This is a genomic window from Streptomyces sp. CC228A (assembly GCF_021390935.1).
Lineage (GTDB): Bacteria > Actinomycetota > Actinomycetes > Streptomycetales > Streptomycetaceae > Streptomyces.
Map to the genome: position 1 here is coordinate 119,970 of NZ_JAJPUI010000004.1, position 17,862 is coordinate 137,831.

Below are 17,862 nucleotides of genomic sequence, written 5' to 3' on the forward strand. Positions count from 1 at the left end.
CCGGCGGACAGGTTCGTCGTTCCGTCGGAGGGACGAGAGCCATGCGCTCCCGCGGTACCACCCTCCTTGACCCCGGGCGTCACACCCGTGGTCCCCTCATTCGGGTCGCGAAGCCGGTTCTACTGACCTTGCGCCGCGGGCCGGGCCCGCACGCCGAGGTGTTCTTCCGGCGGCTCCGGGGTGATGTTTCACATCGTGCTCGCCCCCGGGCTCTCACCGTCCCCGGGTCGCTCATGGCCGCTCGCGACGCTACTCGTCCCCATCCACGCCTTTCGCTCCGCCCAGTGTACGGGCCCCCGCCGACACGGGCCGACCGCATTTCTCCGCGCCCCTCCGGCATGCGTGTCGCACACCGCCGAATGGGCATATCAGGACATATTTCCTCTAGAGGGTGAAGTGGGTGGTTATCGCCCCGGGACCTGGGCACAAACCCTCCAGGCTTCCCGCGGGGCGTGCCGGGCCGGTGGAACCGGCGGCGCGCCCCGTTGCCGCCGGACTTGGGTCGATTTATCGTCCCAGCACGATTCGCGAGCAAGATCACAATTTGTGAAGGGGTCGCGGCATGGTGGCGAAGCAGACCGCGAGGGCGACCGGGACGGCCGCGCGCAAGTCCGCGGCGGCCAAGGCCCCCGCCACCGCGCCGACCGGGAAGAAGGCCGCTGCGAAGACGGCTGCGCCGGCGAAGAGGGCGGCTTCCGCCAAGAAGGCGACCGCCACGAAGAGGGCGGCTTCCGCGAATAAGGCGACCGCCACCAAGAAGGCGACTCCCTCGAAGGAGGCGGCTGCCACCAAGCGGGCGGCCGCGAAGAAGGCTGCTCCCGCGAAGAAGGCCGCTCCCACGAAGAAGGCGGCCGAGACCAGGAGGGCGGCTCCAGCGAAGGAAGCAGCTTCCGCTAAAAGGGCGGCCGCCACCAAGAAGGCGACCGCCGCGAAGAAGGCGGCTCCGGTCAAGAAGGCGGCCGCCGTCAAGGAGGCGGCTCCCGCCAAGAAGGCGGCACCCGCCAAGGAGGTGGCCACCAAGAAGGCGGCTGCGAAGAAGGCGGCCCCCGCGAAGAAGGCGGCTGCGAAGAAGGCGGCTCCCGCGAAGAAGGCGGCCGCTGCCAAGAAGGCGGCTGTCGCCAAGAAGGCGCCCGGGAAGAGCGTGGCTGAGGAGGCCGCGGCTCGCGGGGTGGCATCGGAGGGGGGCAGCACCGAGAAGGCGGCCACCGGCAGGGCCGCCTCCGGGAAGTCGGCTGCCGAGCAGACCGCTGCCAGGAAGGCGGCATCCGGGAAAGCCGCCGCCTCCGGAAAGGCGGCCTCCGCCGCAGGTGCCGCCGCGGAGACCGAGGCCGGCAGGCAGTCGGCGGCGGGCTCCGGGAAGTCGGGCGCCAAGAGGGCCGTCTCGAAGGAGGCGCCCGCCCGGCGCGGGGAAGGTGCAGGGGAGGCGGCGGGCGAGGGCGTCACGGGCGCCACGGCGGGGAAAAGGACGGCTGGAAGGACTACGGGCACGCGGATCGAGGGGCCGGCCCGGAGGGCGCCCGCACGGAAGGCCGCCGCGTCCGCGCAGGAGGGCGGGGCACCGGGAGAGGCGGCGGCCTCGGAAAGCGGCGTCATGACGGCTGCGGCGGGGAAGAGGACGGCGGAAGCACGCACGAAGGCCCGCGCGGAGAAGGCGCCCGCCAAGGAGGCGGCCGCCGGGAAGGCCCCGCCAGGCGGGCGGCTGCCGCGGGGGCCGGGAAGCAGGAGCCGGCCGCGCGGGAGGCCGGCGCCGGAAAGGCCGCCTCCGGGCGGACCGCCGCCAAGGAGGCCGCCGCCAAGAGGTCGGCGGCCAGGAAGGCCACGGCCGCCAAGGCCGGGAGGAAGGCCGCACCCGCGGCCTCGGCCGCAGAGCAGACAGGAGACCCGACGGTGGCAGCGAAGAAGACGGCGGACATGGAGGCGACGGCCGGCGCGGGGGTCCCCCCGGCGCGCGGGCTCGCCGAGGCGGCGCCCGAGGACCTCGCCGTACGGCCGGGCGAGGAGCCGTGGACTGCAGAGGAGGTCGCCGAGGCCCGCGCCGAGCTGGAGGGCGAGATCCACCGGCTCCAGCACGAGCTCGCCGCATCCGAGACCGCGCTGACGGGCCTGATGCGCGACTCCGGCGACGGCGCGGGGCACGACGAGGCCGACACCGGTACGAAGAACATCACACGGGAGCACGAGATGGCCCTGGCCGCGAACGCCCGGGCCACCCTGGAGCAGACCGAGCACGCGTTGGAGCGGCTCGACACAGGCACGTACGGCCTGTGCGAGGTGTGCGGCAAGCCCATCGGGAAGGCCCGCATGCAGGCGTTCCCGCGCGCCACGCTGTGTGTCGAGGACAAGCAGAAGCAGGAGCGGCGGGGCTGACCCGCCGGCGGCGCGGCAGGCGGCCGCGGCCGCCGCACGGGACCCGTCCGGACCCGTACGCGTGTGCCGTACCCTCGTCACAGTCAGGCACCTAGGTTGAGGGACTCACGTGACAGAGGCGGAGCACGTCATCGGTACGCCGGATGCGGACGACGCGGCCGGGGCGCCCGCCGAGCCGCGCAAGGGCAGGCGGAGGATCGCGGCGCTCGTCGCCGTGGCCCTTGTGGCGTACCTGCTGGACCTCGGCAGCAAGATGCTGGTCGTGGCCAGGCTGGAGCACCACGAGCCGATCGTGCTGATCGAGGGCCTGCTGAAGCTGGAGGCGGTGCGGAACCCGGGCGCGGCCTTCGGCATCGGCGAGGCCTTCACCGTGATCTTCACGGTCATCGCGGTCGCGGTGGTCGTGGTGATCATGCGCATCGCCCGCAAGCTGTACAGCCTGCCCTGGGCGATCGCGCTGGGGCTGCTGCTCGGCGGTGCTCTCGGCAACCTCACCGACCGGATCTTCCGCGCCCCGGGCGTCTTCGAGGGCGCGGTGGTGGACTTCATCGCACCGGCCCACTTCGCCGTCTTCAACCTCGCTGACTCCGCGATCGTCTGCGGCGGGTTCCTGATCGTGATCCTCTCCTTCCGGGGCCTCGACCCGGACGGCACCGTCCACAAGGACTGACCGTCCGGGGCCGGGGCGTCCGGGCGGTTGTCCACAGGGCCGACCGGGTGAGTGCGCGGACAGGGCATACTCGACGGGTGAGCACGATTCCCGAGATCCGCACCCTGCCCGTTCCCGACGGCCTCGAAGGCGAGCGCGTCGACGCCGCCATCGCCCGTATGTTCGGGTTCTCCCGCACGAAGGCCGCCGAGCTGGCCGCGGCCGGGAAGGTCCTGGTGGACGGGGCCGTCGTCGGCAAGTCCGAGCGGGTCACGGGGGGTGCCTGGCTGGAAGTGGAGATGCCGGCGGCGCCCGCCCCCGTGCAGATCGTGGCCGAACCGGTCGAGGGCATGGAGATCGTCCACGACGACGACGACATCGTCGTGATCGTGAAGCCCGTGGGTGTCGCCGCCCACCCGAGCCCCGGCTGGACGGGGACGACCGTGATCGGCGGGCTCGCCGCCGCCGGATACCGCATCTCGACGTCGGGCGCCGCCGAGCGGCAGGGCATCGTGCACCGGCTGGATGTCGGCACGTCCGGCCTGATGGTGGTCGCCAAGTCCGAGCGCGCGTACACCCTGCTGAAGGCGCAGTTCCGCGAGCGGGTCGTCGACAAGCGCTACCACGCGCTGGTGCAGGGGCACCCCGACCCGCTCAGCGGCACCATCGACGCGCCGATCGGCCGGCACCCGAACCACGACTACAAGTGGGCGGTCACCGCCGACGGCAAGCCGTCCGTCACCCACTACGACCTGATCGAGGCGTACCGGGCGGCCTCCCTGCTGGACATCAAGCTGGAGACCGGCCGGACGCACCAGATCCGCGTCCACATGTCCGCCCACCGCCACCCGTGTGTCGGCGACCTCACCTACGGCGCCGACCCGACCCTCGCCAAGCGGCTGCGCCTGACCCGCCAGTGGCTGCACGCCGTACGGCTGGGCTTCGAGCACCCCTCGGACGGCCGCTGGGTCGAGTTCGAGAGCACCTACCCGGACGACCTCCAGCAGGCTCTGGACACCATCGCCGCGGAGAGCGCATGAGCCCCTTCGCGGTGCGCATAGCCGACGACGAGGCGGACAGGAAGGCCGCCTTCGCCGTCCGGCGCGAGGTGTTCGTCGTCGAGCAGGGCGTGCCCGAGGACCTGGAGTACGACGCGTACGACGCCACCGCCGTGCACGTCCTCGCCGTCCGCGGGCACGACGGGACCGCGCTCGGCACCGGTCGGCTGCTGCACGGACCGGACGCCGCCGGCAGGACGGGCGGCGCCGCGGGCGTCGGGTCCCTGGGCCGCCTCGCGGTCACCCGGGCGGCGCGCGGTCTCGGTGTGGGCGCCGCCCTCGTCCGCGGCATCGAGGACGCGGCGCGGGCCCGCGGACTGACCGCCGTGGACCTCCACGCGCAGACGCACGCCCTGCGGTTCTACGAGCGGCTCGGCTACGTGGCGTACGGCGGCGAGTTCCTCGACGCGGGCATGCCGCACCGGGCGATGCGCCGCACGCTCTGACGGCCCGGCGACCTGCCCCGCGGGCGGCTGCGGACCATGACGTCCGGGGCCGTGACTCCCGGGGCCGTGACGTCCGGGGCCATGGCCCCCGGCGACGGTCCCTCCGGCAGCCGGGAGCGGACCGGCCGTCCCGCCTACCGGCGGCCGTCCCGCATGCCGCCGTGGCGGTACATGCACGGCCGTCCGTCCCGGCACATGCCCGGCCGTCCCGCATGCCGCCGTCCCGGCACGCACACGTCCGTCCGTTCCGGCACATGCACGGCCCGCCCTGCGCGAGGGCTGCTGCTGCGCCGGGCCCGTGGCCGACCCTGTGGCGCTGTGTCAGGTCCCGGGCGGCGCGCGGCCATGGCGGAAGGCGGCGCCACGATGGCAGCGGGTGCGGGGTTGCCGGGCTGCCGCCGTGTGCCGTGGCAGGGTGGGGGCCCGGGGTTCGTCGCGTCGTGAGCGTGCGGAGGATGGCGCACCGTGGACCAGTTGGCGCTGCTGCTCGTCCTGCTCCTCGGCGCGGTCGTGACCGTGCCGCTGGGAGACCGCCTCGGCCTGCCGGCACCGGTGCTGATGACGCTCCTCGGAGTGGCCCTGGCGCTGCTGCCGTTCGTGCCGGACGTCGACATCCCGCCCGAGTTCATCCTTCCGCTGGTGCTCCCTCCGCTGCTGTACGCGACCGTGCAGCGCACCTCCTGGCGGCAGTTCGCCGCGAACCGGCGGCCCATCCTGCTGCTCGCGGTGGCGCTGGTCCTCGTCACCACCGCCGCCGTCGGCGCCGTCGCGCACACCGTGGTGCCGGGCCTGCCGATCGCCGCGGCCGTCGCGCTCGGGGCGCTCGTCGCCCCTCCCGACCCCGTCGCCGCGACCGCCGTCGCCGGCTCGCTGGGGCTGCCCCGCAGGCTGGTGTCCATCCTGGAGGGCGAGGGCCTCTTCAACGACGTGACGGCGATCGTCGTCTACCACGTGGCGGTCGGCGCGGTGGTCGCCGGGGCGTTCTCCTGGGGCGGTGCCGCCGTGGCGCTGCTGCTGTCCGCCGTCGTCGCCGTCGCCGTCGGCTTCGCTTTCGGCCGGCTCGGCGGCCGCCTCATGGACGCCCTCGGCGACGCCACCCTCCGCACCGGCCTCACGCTCCTGCTGCCCTTCGCGGCGTACGCCGTCTCCGAGGAGCTGCACGGCTCCGGCGTGCTGGCCGTGCTGGTCACGGCTCTCACCCTGTCCGCGTACACGGTGGACGCCGACGACGTGCTGGGGCGGCTCACCGGGCGCTCCTTCTGGGAGGTCGTCGACACCCTCGTCACCGGGGTCGCGTTCGGCCTCGTCGGCCTGGAGCTGAGCACCGTCCTCGACAGCGCCGGGGGCCGGCTGCCGGACATGCTCGGCTGGGGCGCGGCGGTCGCCGCCACCGTCGTCGCGGTCCGGCTGCTGTGGCTGCTGCCCGCCACCTGGCTGGCCAAGCGGCTGCACTCGCGGCGCGACACCGCCGAGGAGATCCCCATGACGTGGCGGGAGGCCGTCGTCATGTGGTGGTCCGGCATGCGGGGCGTCGCGACCGTCGCCCTCGCGCTGGCCCTCCCGTACCGCACGGACGCGGGGGAGCCGTTCCCCGGCCGCGACGAGATCGTCTTCGTCGCCTTCTGCGTCATCATGGCCACGCTCGTCGTGCAGGGCCTCACCCTGCCCTGGCTGGTGGGGCGGCTCGGGGTGCGCGCCGACACCGGCGCCGAACGGCGGCTGGAGCGGGAGCTCGCGGTGCGCGCCGCCCACGCCGCCAAGCGGCGCCTGAGGCAGATCGAGGCGGAAGAGGGCCTGCCGGAGGAGCTCGTGGAGCGGCTGCGCGGCACGGCGTACGACATCGGCGCGCTGGTCAGTCCCGATGCCGGGGACGCCGGACGGCAGGCGGGACACGGCGGGCGCAGGGAGCGGATCGGACTCGTCCTGCGCATCCGGCGGGAGCTGATGTCGGCCGCCCGCCGCGAGGTGCTGGCTGCCCGTACGGAGCCGGGCGCGGACCCGGAGGTCGTCGACCGGGTGCTGCACCGGCTCGACGTCCGCAGCCTGCGCTGAGCCTCCCGCCTCAGCCGTCGTCGCGGCGGGCGGCCGTGCCGCCGCCGTCATGGCGGTCGGGCGCCGGCATCGTGGCGACGCGGGGCAGCGCGTACGGGTGCCGGGCGTACAGCCAGGCGATGAGCTCCTCCCGCACGGAGCAGCGCAGCGTCCACAGGTCGTCGGCGTCCTTCGCGGTGACCACGGCCCGCACCACCATCGTGCTCGGCGTCGTGTCGGTGACGACGAGCGACCAGCCGCGCCCGTCCCACACGGGGGACTGCTCCACCAGCTGCCTGAGCCGCTCCCGCATCAGGGCCACCGGCGCCGCGTGGTCGAGGTGGAAGAAGACCGTGCCGGTGATCTGGGCGCCGCCGCGCGACCAGTTCTCGAACGGCTTGCTGGTGAAGTACGACACGGGCATGGTGAGCCGGCGCTCGTCCCAGGTCCGCACGGTGAGGAAGGTCAGCGTCACCTCCTCCACCACGCCCCACTCGCCGTCCACCACCACGGTGTCGCCGATGCGCACCATGTCGCCGAACGCGATCTGGAACCCGGCGAACATGTTGCTGAGCGTGGACTGCGCGGCCACGCCGGCGACGATGCCGATGATGCCCGCGGACGCCAGCATCGACGTCCCGATCGCGCGGAAGTCGGGGAACGTCAGCAGCATCGCCGCGACGGCCACGACCCCGACGACCGCCGTGACGATCCGCATGATCAGGGTGACCTGGGTGCGGACCCGGCGGACCCGTGCGGCGTCGGTCGTCAACGCGGCGTAGCGGGCGTACGTGGCCTCCACGGCGGCGGACGCGATCCGCACCACCAGCCAGGCGCTCGCCCCGATCAGCAGGACGGTCAGCGCACGGCCGATGCCGACCTCGTGGTCCCGGATGATCCGCCACTGCGTCTGCTCGTAGGAGCCGCGCAGGAGGGCGGTCAGCAGCACCGTCTGCAGGGGCAGCCGGCAGCGGCGCAGCATGCCCCACAGCGGGGTCTCGGGGCGGCGGACGTCGACCCTCTGCAGCAGCTGGTCGGCCAGCCAGCCGACGAGCAGGGTCAGGACGACCGAGCCACCGAGCACGATCAACGGACGCAGTACGTTCTCCATGACTCCGACACGCTAGACGGCGAGTGGCACCATGACCGGATGGAGATCATGCTGTTCCACTCGATGTACGGGTTGCGCCCGGCCGTGCACGCCGCCGCCGAGCGGCTGCGGGCCGCCGGGCACCAGGTGCACGTGCCCGACCTCTACGAGGGGCAAACCGCCGGCACGGCGGAGGAGGGCCTGGCGATCAGGGACCGCATCGGCTGGGACGAGCTGGTGCGCCGGGCCGTGCGCGCCGCCGCCCTGCACTCCGAGCGGGGGCTGGTCTACGCGGGCCTCTCCCTGGGCGCCGCGTTCGCGCAGATCCTGGCCACCGGCGACGAGAAGGCCCGCGGGCTGCTCCTGCTGCACGGCACGTACGACGTGGGGGAGGGCCCGTCGCTGGACGGCCTGCCGGTCCGGCTGCACCTCGCGGACCCGGACGTGTACGAGCCGGACGACTGGCTGAACTCCTGGTACCTCGCCATGGAGCGGGCCGGTGCGGACGTGGAGGTGCACCGGTACCGGGGCGCCGGCCACCTGTACACCGACCCGGACCTGCCGGACCACGACGAGGAGGCGGCGGAGGCGACGTGGGCGGCGGTCCTGGCGTACCTGGAGGAGCTGTGAGCCCCGGGCCGGCTCCCGCGGAGCATCGGGCGGGGGCGGCGCCCGCGCTGCGGACGGGCCGCGCGCCCGCCCCGCAGGCGCGCGGGGCACGGGCGAGGTCGGCCTGGAGGATCGCCGCGGTGACCCGCCGCCCCGCACGCGCGCGGGGCACGGGCACGGTGCCGCGTCCCCGCCGCACCGTGCCCGTGCCCGTGGTCCCGTGCCGGTCCCGGAGGGCCGGCGGTGCGCCCGTCAGGCGCGGTAGGCGACCCAGTGGTCCTGCATGCGCTGCACCTGACCGGGGGTGAACTGGTACATGCAGGAGTCGTACGTGTAGTCCATGAAGTTGTGGATCGGGTCCAGGCCCGCCTTGCGGGTGCAGGAGTCCCTGCCCTCGGGGCACTGGTACGCGGGGCTCTTCTCGGCCGCGGTGTCCGCCACGTAGTCGCCGTTGCCGTTGCAGCCGCCCTGGAAGGTGTGGTACAGGCCCATCCAGTGGCCCACCTCGTGGGTGGCGGTGTCGCCCTCGTTGTAGTTGGGGGCGGAGCCGCCCGGCAGGGAGGCGTCCAGGACGACGACGCCGTCCATCTCCGGGTTGGACTTGTACGAGGACGGGAAGGTGGCCCAGCCGAGGAGGCCGTCGCTGAGGTTGGCGGTGTAGAAGTTCAGGGCCCCCGCGCCGCCCTGGCGGAGCGTCGACTTCATCTCCTTCTCCTCCTGCGAGCCGGAGGAGAGGTTGTACCAGGCGGCGTTGTCCGTGTAGGTGGTCCCGGCCAGCGTGAACTGGAAGCCGGAGTCGGCGTTGCCGGAGCCCTGGCCGCCGAAGGCGGAGTTGAGGACCGCCATCTGCGCGTTGATGTCGGTGCTCGACAGCTTGCCCTTGGCGCCGTCGTGGATGACGTGGAAGTAGACCGGGACGGAGGTCGCGGCGGCCTGCGCCCCGGCGGCGTCGAAGCGGCCGCCGTCCAGGCCCTTGACCGCGGCCGCCTTCAGCTTCTTCCTCAGGTCCCGCTCCATGGCCTCGGCCTTGGCGGGGGTCACCTCGTTGGGCTCGTGCTTGTGGACGCCCTCCCCGGGGTGCGCCTCGCGGGCGTGGGCGCTCGTGCCGGTCTCCTCGCACTCCTCGGCGGCGGTGGCGGCCGTGGCGGTGGCGGCGGAGGCGCCGGTGGGCGCGGAGAACGGAGCCAGGGCCAGGGTTCCGGCCAGGACCGTGGCACCCAGGACGCGGTGGGCCGTACGCGGCGATATTCGGGCAAGAGCACGCATGGGTGACTCCTCGCGGGGGGTTGTGGGAGGACCTTCCTCGCCACCGCCGGAGGACATTACGTGGCCATGTCAGATCTGGAAGAGAATCGTTCCAGCCCAATCAATCGTTGAGGAAATGGAGACATCGGTGAGAAAACCTGCGGTCCGTCCCGGAAGTTGAGATGCGGACGTAACGAAGACGCTGACGCGAGCGGGCGGTGTGTCCGGATTCGATCTCCCCGGACGCACCGCCCGCCACACGACTGTGATCTTCGGTTAACAGGGCCGATGTTGGCTGACAATCGCCCTTGCGTCAGCTCAGCGGACCGGCGTGTACACCCGCTCGACCTTCTGCGTTCCGCTCAGCGTCCGGTAGGAGCGCGCCCACCGCGCCGAGGCGGCGGGGTCCTTGCGCTGCGAGATCACGTAGTAGTCCATCTGCGACCGCTCCGCGGTCACGTCGAGGACGCCGTACCCGTGGTGGTCCATGTCCACCCAGTGCACATGGCGGTTGGCCGCCTTGATGGCCGCAGCCGCCACGTACGAGGCGGTGTTCGCCGGGACGCGCAGGATGTCGTCCAGATTGTCCGAGGTCACCGACGTCACCACGAACTCCGTCGCCGCCGACGGCGACTTCGGGTAGGTGGCCGCGGTCACCGGCACGTCGTTCGCCCACGCCATGTGGATGTCCCCGGTGAGGAAGACGGTGTTGCCCACCCCCCGCTCCGTCAGGTGCGCGAGCAGCTCCCTGCGGTCGTCGGTGTAGCCGTCCCACTGGTCCGTGTTGACCGCGAGCCCGCCCGCCGGCAGGCCCAGCAGTTCGGCCACCGGCCCCAGCAGGTGGGCCGGAAGCGACCCGAACGCCACCGGCGAGACCATCACCGACGTGCCGACCAGCCGCCACGTCGCGTCCGAGGACGCCAGCCCCGCCTTCAGCCAGTCGAGCTGGGCGCGGCCCGTGATGGTGCGCTCCGGGTCGTCCGCCTGCCCGCTGCCCGCCCTGGTCTGCTGCGAGCGGAACGACCGCAGGTCCAGCAGGTGCAGGTCGGCCAGCCTGCCGTAGCGCAGCCGACGGTAGACCGTGCCCTCGGTGGACGTGCGCACCGGCATCCACTCGAAGTAGGCGCGCTTCGCGGCCGCCACGCGCTCCGCCCACGCGCCCTCGCTCTCCGGGCTGTGGTTGTCGGCGCCGCCGGACCACGTGTCGTCGGCGAACTCGTGGTCGTCCCATATCGCGATCACCGGGTGCGCCGCGTGCAGCGCCTGCAGGTCGGGGTCCGTCTTGTACGTGGCGTGCCGGACCCGGTAGTCGGCGAGGGTGACGATCTCGTGCCGCGGCTCGTGCGGCCGCAGCACCCTGCCGGTCTTCGGGTACTGCCCGGAGCCGTACTCGTAGATGTAGTCGCCGAGGTGGAGCACCGCGTCCAGGTCGGTGCGGGCGGCGAGGTGGCGGTACGCGGCGAAGTAACCCGCCTCCCAGTTCGCGCAGGAGGCCACGCCGAACCGGATGCCGGGCAGCGCGGCGTCGTACGCGGGCGCCGTGCGCGTACGGCCCGCGGGGGACAGGACCTCCGCGCCGCTCCCCGCGTCCCCGGCCGCGAACCGGAACCAGTAGGAGGTGGCCGGGCGCAGCCCCCGCACGTCCACCTTCACGGTGTGGTCGGAGCCGGCGCCCGCCACAGCGGTGCCGCGGGCGACGGTGCGGGTGAACGACCTGTCCTCGGCGACCTCCCATCTCACCTCCGTCTCCGGCCCCTTCCCGGAGCCGGGGGTGGCGTCCGGGGCCGGGGTCACACGGGTCCAGAGCAGGACGCCGTCGGGCAGGGGGTCACCGGAGGCGACACCGTGGAGGAAGGCGGGGGCTCGGGTGTCCGCGGCGGCGGGCGGGGCGGCGGCGAGCAGGGCGGGCGCGGCGACAGCGGTGGCGGCGGCGGCCTTGACGACCGTACGGCGGCTGGGGACGCGGGTGTGCAGGGTGTTTCGACTGGTCACGGCCGATCAGACTACCCGTCACATTACTCACGGGTACGCCGTAAGTCGGCCTCTTCGCGCGGTGGTTGGCCGGTGTTCGCCGGTCATACACGGAAGGGCCCGCTCCGGTGGAGCGGGCCCTTCCGGGGCAGGGAGGCGTCAGCCCTTGAGGGCCTTGTCGATCGCCGCGGTGAAGTCGGCAGCGGTCATCGGCGTGCCCTGGCCGTCCGCACCCGTCACCTTCTTGCCGTCCATCTTCAGCGTCGGGGTGCCCTCGACGCCGCTCTTGTTGAAGGTCTCCGACATCTTCAGCGCCCACGCGTCGAAGGTGCCGTCCTCGACGTCCTTCTTGAACTGCTCGTTGCTCTTCAGCGCGGGGACGGTGTCCGCGATCTCCAGCAGGTAGGAGTCCTTCGCGAACTTGTCCTCCGACTCCTCCGGGTGGAAGTTCGTGGAGAACAGCGCCGACTTGAACTCCATGAACGCCTCGGGGCTCACGTTGAGCGCCGCCCCCATCGCGGACAGGGCGTTCTTCGAGCCCTCGCCCGGGAAGCTGTTGTCGATGAAGGAGGCGCCCACGAAGCGGAGCTTGTACTTGCCCGCCTCGACGTCCTTCGCGACCGTCTCGCCGACCTGCTGCTCGAACACGGCGCAGACCGGGCAGCGCGCGTCCTCGTAGATCTCCAGCGTCTTCTTCGCCGTCGCCTTGCCGACGACGACCGTGGTCCCGTTCTCACCGGAGGTGTTCTTCGGGGCCTTGACGTCCTTGACCTCGGCCGCCGCCTCCCAGGCCGTGGGCTTGTTGGCCTGGACGACGGCGTAGCCGATGCCGCCGGTCAGCGCCAGCACGCCCACGCCGACCAGGCCGACGGTGAGCTGGCGGCGCAGCTTCTCCTTCTTCGCCTGCCGCTCGCGCTCGAGGCGCAGGCGCTCCCGGGCCGCCGCCTTGTTGGCCTTGCTGTTGCGTGCACTCATGGTGGTGTATCTCCGTCTGCGGAAACGAGGGGTGGGGTGGGGGTCGCGGTGCCCTCCCGAGTCCACGCTGCGCGCTCCCGCCCGTGCCCCGGACGAGAGCGGCCCGCGTCTCAGGCGAGCGCGGCCCCGCGCGGCGGCCCCCGCCGCCCGACGGAGTGCACCAGCAGGCGCGTACGGGACGCCCGGGCCCGCACCCGCGGCCGGGCGGACGGGACCCGGCGCCCGCCGTCGCCCAGGGCGACCGCCACGACGACGGCGCAGGCGGTCAGCAGCGGCCGGAACGTGGAGGTCGCCGCCGCGCGCGCCAGCCGGGCCAACGCCGCCTCGCCGCGCCGCAGCCAGGCGGCCGCGGCCAGCCCGACCGCCACGTGCGCCGCCAGCAGCAGCCACGGCACGGCGGGATCGGGGGAGTGGACCAGCGCGCCCACCGCGGAGTCGGGCGCGGTCACCCCCGGCAGGGGCGCGCCCAGGAAGTCACCGCACAGCACGTCCAGCCCGACCGCGCGCAGGGAGCCGGCGACGGGCCCGCCGGACGGCCCGTAGCAGGTGTGCTGGCCGGCCGTGAACACCGTGTCCGCGGCCAGCTCCAGCGGCACCAGCAGACCCGCGATGGCCCAGAAGCCGCGCTCCCGCCCCGCCAGGGCGTAGGCCGCGGCGAACACGCCGCCCGCCACCAGCAGGACGGCCGTCACGGGGAGCGGCACGCCGGACAGCAGCACATGGGAGGCGACGGACAGCGTCACGACGAGTGCCGTGAAGATCGCTGCCCGCAGCCCCCTCAACCGGGTCCCGGCTATGCCGTCCATCGCGTCCATCGTCGGAGAGTGTGCCACGCCCGCGCGTAAGAGCCCGCTAAACCGACCGCCGGGCCGGTTCCGCCCCCGGCGCGCCGGCGGCCCGCGGCCCCGCCCCACCCACCTCCGCGCGGCACCCGCCACCCCCGCCCGGGGGCCTCCCGGGGCCCGCCGCCCCGGGCTCGCGGCCCCCGCCGACCGCCTCTCCCGCACCCCGCGCGCCCCCGCCCGCCGTACCGGTCCGGGGCGTTCCGCGAGGTGCCGGACGCGCGCCGTGCGCACCCCCGCGCGCTGCGTCGCGCCGTGCCCGGGGGTGTCACCGCGGAGCCGTAGACTTCCCAGCGACCCCCCCTTCCCAGGAACCCCGGAGGCCGCAGCCGTGTCGAAGCCGCCGTTCACGCACCTTCACGTGCACACCCAGTACTCGCTGCTGGACGGTGCCGCGCGGCTCAAGGACATGTTCAACGCCTGCAACGAGATGGGCATGACCCATATCGCCATGTCCGACCACGGCAACCTGCACGGGGCGTACGACTTCTTCCACTCCGCGAAGAAGGCCGGGGTCACCCCGATCATCGGGATCGAGGCGTACGTCGCCCCCGAGTCCCGGCGCAACAAGCGCAAGATCCAGTGGGGCCAGCCGCACCAGAAGAGGGACGACGTCTCCGGCTCCGGCGGCTACACCCACAAGACGATCTGGGCGGCGAACAACACGGGCCTCCACAACCTCTTCCGGCTGTCCTCCGACGCCTACGCCGAGGGCTGGCTGCAGAAGTGGCCGCGCATGGACAAGGAGACCATCTCCCAGTGGTCGGAGGGGCTCATCGCCTCCACCGGCTGCCCCTCGGGCGAGCTCCAGACGCGGCTGCGCCTCGGGCAGTTCGACGAGGCCCTGAAGTCGGCCGCCGAGTACCAGGACATCTTCGGCAAGGACCGCTACTTCCTGGAGCTGATGGACCACGGCATCGAGATCGAGCGCCGGGTCCGCGACGGCCTGCTGGAGATCGGCAAGAAGCTCGGCATCCCGCCGCTGGTCACCAACGACTCCCACTACACGTACGCGCACGAGGCCGGGGCCCACGACGCGCTGCTGTGCATCCAGACCGGCAAGAACCTCTCCGACCCCGACCGCTTCAAGTTCGACGGCACCGGCTACTACCTGAAGTCGACGGACGAGATGTACGCCATCGACTCCTCGGACGCCTGGCAGGAGGGCTGCCGCAACACCCTCCTGGTCGCCGAGCAGGTCGACACCACCGGCATGTTCGAGAAGCGCGACCTGATGCCGAAGTTCGACATCCCCGAGGGCTACACCGAGGTCACGTGGTTCCAGGAGGAGGTCCGCCGCGGCATGGAGCGCCGCTTCCCCGGCGGCATCCCCGAGGACCGGCAGAAGCAGGCCGAGTACGAGATGGACGTCATCATCCAGATGGGGTTCCCCGGCTACTTCCTCGTGGTCGCCGACTTCATCATGTGGGCCAAGAACAACGGCATCGCCGTGGGCCCCGGCCGAGGCTCCGCCGCCGGCTCGATCGTCGCGTACGCCCTCGGCATCACCGACCTCGACCCCATCCCGCACGGACTGATCTTCGAGCGGTTCCTCAACCCCGAGCGCGTCTCCATGCCCGATGTCGACATCGACTTCGACGAGCGCAGGCGCGGCGAGGTGATCCGGTACGTCACGGAGAAGTACGGCGCCGACAAGGTCGCCCAGATCGGCACGTACGGCACCATCAAGGCCAAGAACGCGATCAAGGACTCCGCGCGCGTGCTGGGCTATCCGTACGCGATGGGCGACCGCATCACCAAGGCCATGCCCGCCGACGTCCTCGGCAAGGGCATCCCGCTCTCCGGCATCACCGACCCCACCCACCCCCGCTACAGCGAGGCGGGCGAGGTCCGGGCGATGTACGAGAACGAGCCCGACGTGAAGAAGGTCATCGACACCGCGCGCGGCGTCGAAGGGCTGGTCCGGCAGATGGGCGTCCACGCCGCCGGCGTGATCATGTCCAGCGAGACCATCACCGACCACGTCCCCGTCTGGGTGCGGCACACCGACGGCGTCACCATCACCCAGTGGGACTACCCGAGCTGCGAGTCGCTCGGCCTGCTGAAGATGGACTTCCTGGGCCTGCGCAACCTCACGATCATGGACGACGCCGTCAAGATGGTGAAGGCGAACAAGGGGATCGACATCGATCTCCTGAGCCTCCCGCTCGACGACCCCACGACCTTCGAGCTGCTCCAGCGCGGCGACACCCTCGGCGTCTTCCAGTTCGACGGCGGCCCCATGCGGTCCCTGCTGCGGCTGATGAAGCCCGACAACTTCGAGGACATCTCCGCCGTCTCGGCCCTCTACCGGCCGGGCCCGATGGGCATGAACTCGCACACGAACTACGCCCTCCGCAAGAACGGCCAGCAGGAGATCACCCCGATCCACCCCGAGCTGGAGGAACCGCTCAGGGAGGTCCTGGACGTCACGCACGGCCTGATCGTCTACCAGGAGCAGGTGCAGAAGGCCGCCCAGATCATCGCGGGCTACTCGCTCGGCGAGGCCGACATCCTCCGCCGCGTCATGGGCAAGAAGAAGCCCGAGGAGCTGGCGAAGAACTTCGTGCTCTTCCAGAAGGGCGCCCGGGAGAAGGGCTACAGCGACGAGGCCATCCAGGCCCTGTGGGACGTGCTGGTCCCCTTCGCCGGCTACGCCTTCAACAAGGCCCACTCCGCCGCGTACGGACTGGTCTCCTACTGGACGGCCTACCTCAAGGCGAACCACCCCGCCGAGTACATGGCGGCGCTCCTCACCTCGGTCAAGGACGACAAGGACAAGTCGGCCGTCTACCTCAACGAGTGCCGCCGCATGGGCATCAAGGTGCTCCCGCCGGACGTCAACGAGTCGGAGTCCAACTTCGCCGCCCAGGGCGACGACGTGATCCTCTTCGGCCTGTCCGCCGTGCGGAACGTCGGCACGAACGTCGTCGAGTCGATCATCAAGTGCCGCAAGTCGAAGGGGAAGTACTCCTCCTTCCCCGACTTCCTCGACAAGGTCGAGGTCGTCGTCTGCAACAAGCGGACCGTCGAGTCGCTGATCAAGGCCGGCGCCTTCGACACGATGGGCCACACCCGCAAGAGCCTCGTCGCCCACCACGAACCGATGATCGACAACGTGGTCGCGGTCAAGCGCAAGGAGGCGGAGGGCCAGTTCGACCTCTTCGGCGGCATGGGCGGCGACGAGGGCAGCGGCGAGCCGGGCTTCGGCATGGACGTGGTGTTCTCCGACGACGAGTGGGAGAAGTCCTACCTGCTCGCGCAGGAGCGGGAGATGCTCGGCCTGTACGTCTCCGACCACCCCCTCTTCGGCATCGAGCACGTCCTCACCGACAAGGCCGACGCGTCCATCGCCCAGCTCGCCGATCTCTCCGACGGCTCCATCGTCACCATCGGCGGCATCATCTCCGGCCTCCAGCGCAAGATGACCAAGCAGGGCAACGCCTGGGCCATCGCCACCGTCGAGGACCTGGCGGGCTCCATCGACTGCATGTTCTTCCCCGCCTCCTACCAGCTGGTGTCCACCCAGCTCGTCGAGGACGCCGTGGTCTTCGTCAAGGGCCGGCTCGACAAGCGCGAGGACGTGCCCCGGCTTGTCGCCATGGAGCTGATGGTCCCCGACCTCTCCGACGCGGGCACCAACGCGCCGGTGGTCATCACCATCCCCGCCCTGAAGGTCACCCCGCCCATGGTCGGCCGCCTCGGTGAGATCCTCAGCCACCACAAGGGCAACACCGAGGTGCGGATCAAGCTCCAGGGCCCCCGCAAGACCACCGTGCTCCGCCTCGACCGGCACCGCGTCCAGCCCGACCCGGCGCTCTACGGCGACCTGAAGGGGCTGCTCGGGCCCTCCTGCCTGGCCGGCTGACCGCCCGCCCCGCCACCGGACCGCGCCCGTGCGGTGCGGCGGGCCCCGCGGCTCCCCGCGGCCCCGCCGCCCCGGTCACGGTCACCGCGGATCAGGCGCGCCGGTCGCCACGGCCGCCAGGGAGGGGCGCCTCCGTCGTCACGGGGGCAGAGGAGAGGCGCAGCTTCCCGTCGCGGTCGGAGGGGCAGGCGCTGTCTCCCGTCACGGTGGCAGGGGAGGGCGCAGTTCCCCGTCACGGGGGCAGGGGAGAGGCGCAGTTTCCCGTCGCGGCCGGAGGGGCAGGCGCTGTCTCCCGGCACGGTCACGCGGAAGGGGCGCGCCCGTCGTCACGGGCGCGCCCCTTTCCGTACCGACCGCGTCAGTTGTGGCCGAACCTCTTCTGGCGGCCCTTCTGCGCCACGTCCGCCGGCGTCACCTGCGCCGCCCGCTGCTCCATCGACGTGTCCCGTGCCTGCTGCGTCTCGCGCTCGGACTGCCGCTGCGGCTGGGTGCGGTCGCTCTTCTTGTTCTTGGCCATGGGGGTGCCTCCTGTGGATGAGTGGGGGCCAGGGCCGCGACCAGCCTCACACACCCCCATGAGCTGCGCATTTTGGATCATTGCGGACCGTAGTGGCGCCCGGCCGCCGACCGCGGGCGCCACCGGGCCCGTAGTCAGGAGGCGCCCGAGCGCGTACGGTGAGGCGCCACGCCGAAGATCGCGTTCCGGCCGTT

14 protein-coding genes are annotated in these 17,862 nt (G+C 72.4%); 7 read left to right on the forward strand and 7 right to left on the reverse strand.

What is annotated here, in order from left to right:
• Window positions 1-537 precede the first annotated feature (537 nt).
• On the reverse strand, window positions 538-1,206 hold the full coding sequence (locus L6E17_RS13335) for a hypothetical protein (RefSeq protein ID WP_236241364.1): 669 nt from the start codon (window positions 1,204-1,206) through the stop codon (window positions 538-540).
• Between the two features lie 681 nt (window positions 1,207-1,887).
• Between L6E17_RS13335 and L6E17_RS31460 the strand changes: the two genes are divergently transcribed.
• The 5 genes from L6E17_RS31460 (at window position 1,888) to L6E17_RS13360 (ending at window position 6,572) form a co-directional block, all read left to right on the forward strand.
• Complete coding sequence (locus tag L6E17_RS31460) at window positions 1,888-2,367, forward strand: TraR/DksA family transcriptional regulator (RefSeq protein ID WP_374109050.1); 480 nt, start codon at window positions 1,888-1,890, stop codon at window positions 2,365-2,367.
• Between the two features lie 109 nt (window positions 2,368-2,476).
• Window positions 2,477-3,037, forward strand: a complete 561-nt coding sequence (gene lspA, locus L6E17_RS13345) for a signal peptidase II (protein ID WP_236240992.1) — start codon at window positions 2,477-2,479, stop codon at window positions 3,035-3,037.
• Between the two features lie 77 nt (window positions 3,038-3,114).
• On the forward strand, window positions 3,115-4,056 hold the full coding sequence (locus L6E17_RS13350) for an RluA family pseudouridine synthase (protein WP_236240993.1): 942 nt from the start codon (window positions 3,115-3,117) through the stop codon (window positions 4,054-4,056).
• Complete coding sequence (locus L6E17_RS13355) at window positions 4,053-4,520, forward strand: GNAT family N-acetyltransferase (protein ID WP_236240994.1); 468 nt, start codon at window positions 4,053-4,055, stop codon at window positions 4,518-4,520. The genes L6E17_RS13350 and L6E17_RS13355 overlap by 4 nt, the downstream gene beginning before the upstream one ends.
• Window positions 4,521-4,985: 465 nt before the next feature.
• A complete protein-coding gene (locus L6E17_RS13360; RefSeq protein WP_236240995.1) occupies window positions 4,986-6,572 on the forward strand; it encodes a Na+/H+ antiporter in 1,587 nt (528 codons plus the stop codon).
• Between the two features lie 10 nt (window positions 6,573-6,582).
• On the opposite strand, the gene L6E17_RS13365 is transcribed toward L6E17_RS13360, so the two are convergent.
• Window positions 6,583-7,662, reverse strand: a complete 1,080-nt coding sequence (locus L6E17_RS13365; RefSeq protein WP_236240996.1) for a mechanosensitive ion channel family protein — start codon at window positions 7,660-7,662, stop codon at window positions 6,583-6,585.
• Window positions 7,663-7,701: 39 nt separating this feature from the next.
• Between L6E17_RS13365 and L6E17_RS13370 the strand changes: the two genes are divergently transcribed.
• Window positions 7,702-8,271, forward strand: a complete 570-nt coding sequence (locus tag L6E17_RS13370; RefSeq protein WP_236240997.1) for a dienelactone hydrolase family protein — start codon at window positions 7,702-7,704, stop codon at window positions 8,269-8,271.
• A gap of 231 nt (window positions 8,272-8,502) precedes the next feature.
• Here the strand turns inward: L6E17_RS13370 and L6E17_RS13375 are convergent, their stop codons facing one another.
• The 4 genes from L6E17_RS13375 to L6E17_RS13390 form a co-directional block, all read right to left on the reverse strand.
• Complete coding sequence (locus L6E17_RS13375; protein WP_236240998.1) at window positions 8,503-9,516, reverse strand: zinc metalloprotease; 1,014 nt, start codon at window positions 9,514-9,516, stop codon at window positions 8,503-8,505.
• Between the two features lie 297 nt (window positions 9,517-9,813).
• Window positions 9,814-11,487: an alkaline phosphatase gene (locus L6E17_RS13380; RefSeq protein WP_236240999.1), complete on the reverse strand. Its 1,674-nt coding sequence runs from the start codon at window positions 11,485-11,487 to the stop codon at window positions 9,814-9,816.
• 138 nt (window positions 11,488-11,625) lie between these two features.
• Window positions 11,626-12,441, reverse strand: coding sequence for a DsbA family protein (locus L6E17_RS13385; protein ID WP_236241000.1), 816 nt, complete (start codon window positions 12,439-12,441; stop codon window positions 11,626-11,628).
• A gap of 110 nt (window positions 12,442-12,551) precedes the next feature.
• Entirely contained in the window at window positions 12,552-13,247 is a 696-nt protein-coding gene (locus L6E17_RS13390) for a hypothetical protein (protein WP_236241343.1), read from the reverse strand.
• 367 nt (window positions 13,248-13,614) lie between these two features.
• Here L6E17_RS13390 and dnaE point away from each other — a divergent pair, with 367 nt between their 5' ends.
• Entirely contained in the window at window positions 13,615-17,151 is a 3,537-nt protein-coding gene (gene dnaE, locus L6E17_RS13395) for a DNA polymerase III subunit alpha (protein ID WP_236241001.1), read from the forward strand.
• 358 nt (window positions 17,152-17,509) lie between these two features.
• On the opposite strand, the gene L6E17_RS13400 is transcribed toward dnaE, so the two are convergent.
• Window positions 17,510-17,668 (reverse strand): hypothetical protein, encoded by a 159-nt coding sequence (locus tag L6E17_RS13400; protein WP_236241002.1) that lies wholly within the window; start codon window positions 17,666-17,668, stop codon window positions 17,510-17,512.
• Between the last annotated feature and the right edge of the window lie 194 nt (window positions 17,669-17,862).

Excerpts from the sequence above, each read along its gene's own strand:
- L6E17_RS13355 (WP_236240994.1), top strand. The coding sequence starts at position 4,053 with ATGAGCCCCTTCGCGGTGCGCATAGCCGACGACGAGGCGGACAGGAAG.
- L6E17_RS13365 (WP_236240996.1), bottom strand. The coding sequence starts at position 7,662 with ATGGAGAACGTACTGCGTCCGTTGATCGTGCTCGGTGGCTCGGTCGTC.
- L6E17_RS13370 (WP_236240997.1), top strand. The coding sequence starts at position 7,702 with ATGGAGATCATGCTGTTCCACTCGATGTACGGGTTGCGCCCGGCCGTG.
- L6E17_RS13375 (WP_236240998.1), bottom strand. The coding sequence starts at position 9,516 with ATGCGTGCTCTTGCCCGAATATCGCCGCGTACGGCCCACCGCGTCCTG.
- L6E17_RS13385 (WP_236241000.1), bottom strand. The coding sequence starts at position 12,441 with ATGAGTGCACGCAACAGCAAGGCCAACAAGGCGGCGGCCCGGGAGCGC.
- L6E17_RS13390 (WP_236241343.1), bottom strand. The coding sequence starts at position 13,247 with ATGGACGGCATAGCCGGGACCCGGTTGAGGGGGCTGCGGGCAGCGATC.
- L6E17_RS13400 (WP_236241002.1), bottom strand. The coding sequence starts at position 17,668 with ATGGCCAAGAACAAGAAGAGCGACCGCACCCAGCCGCAGCGGCAGTCC.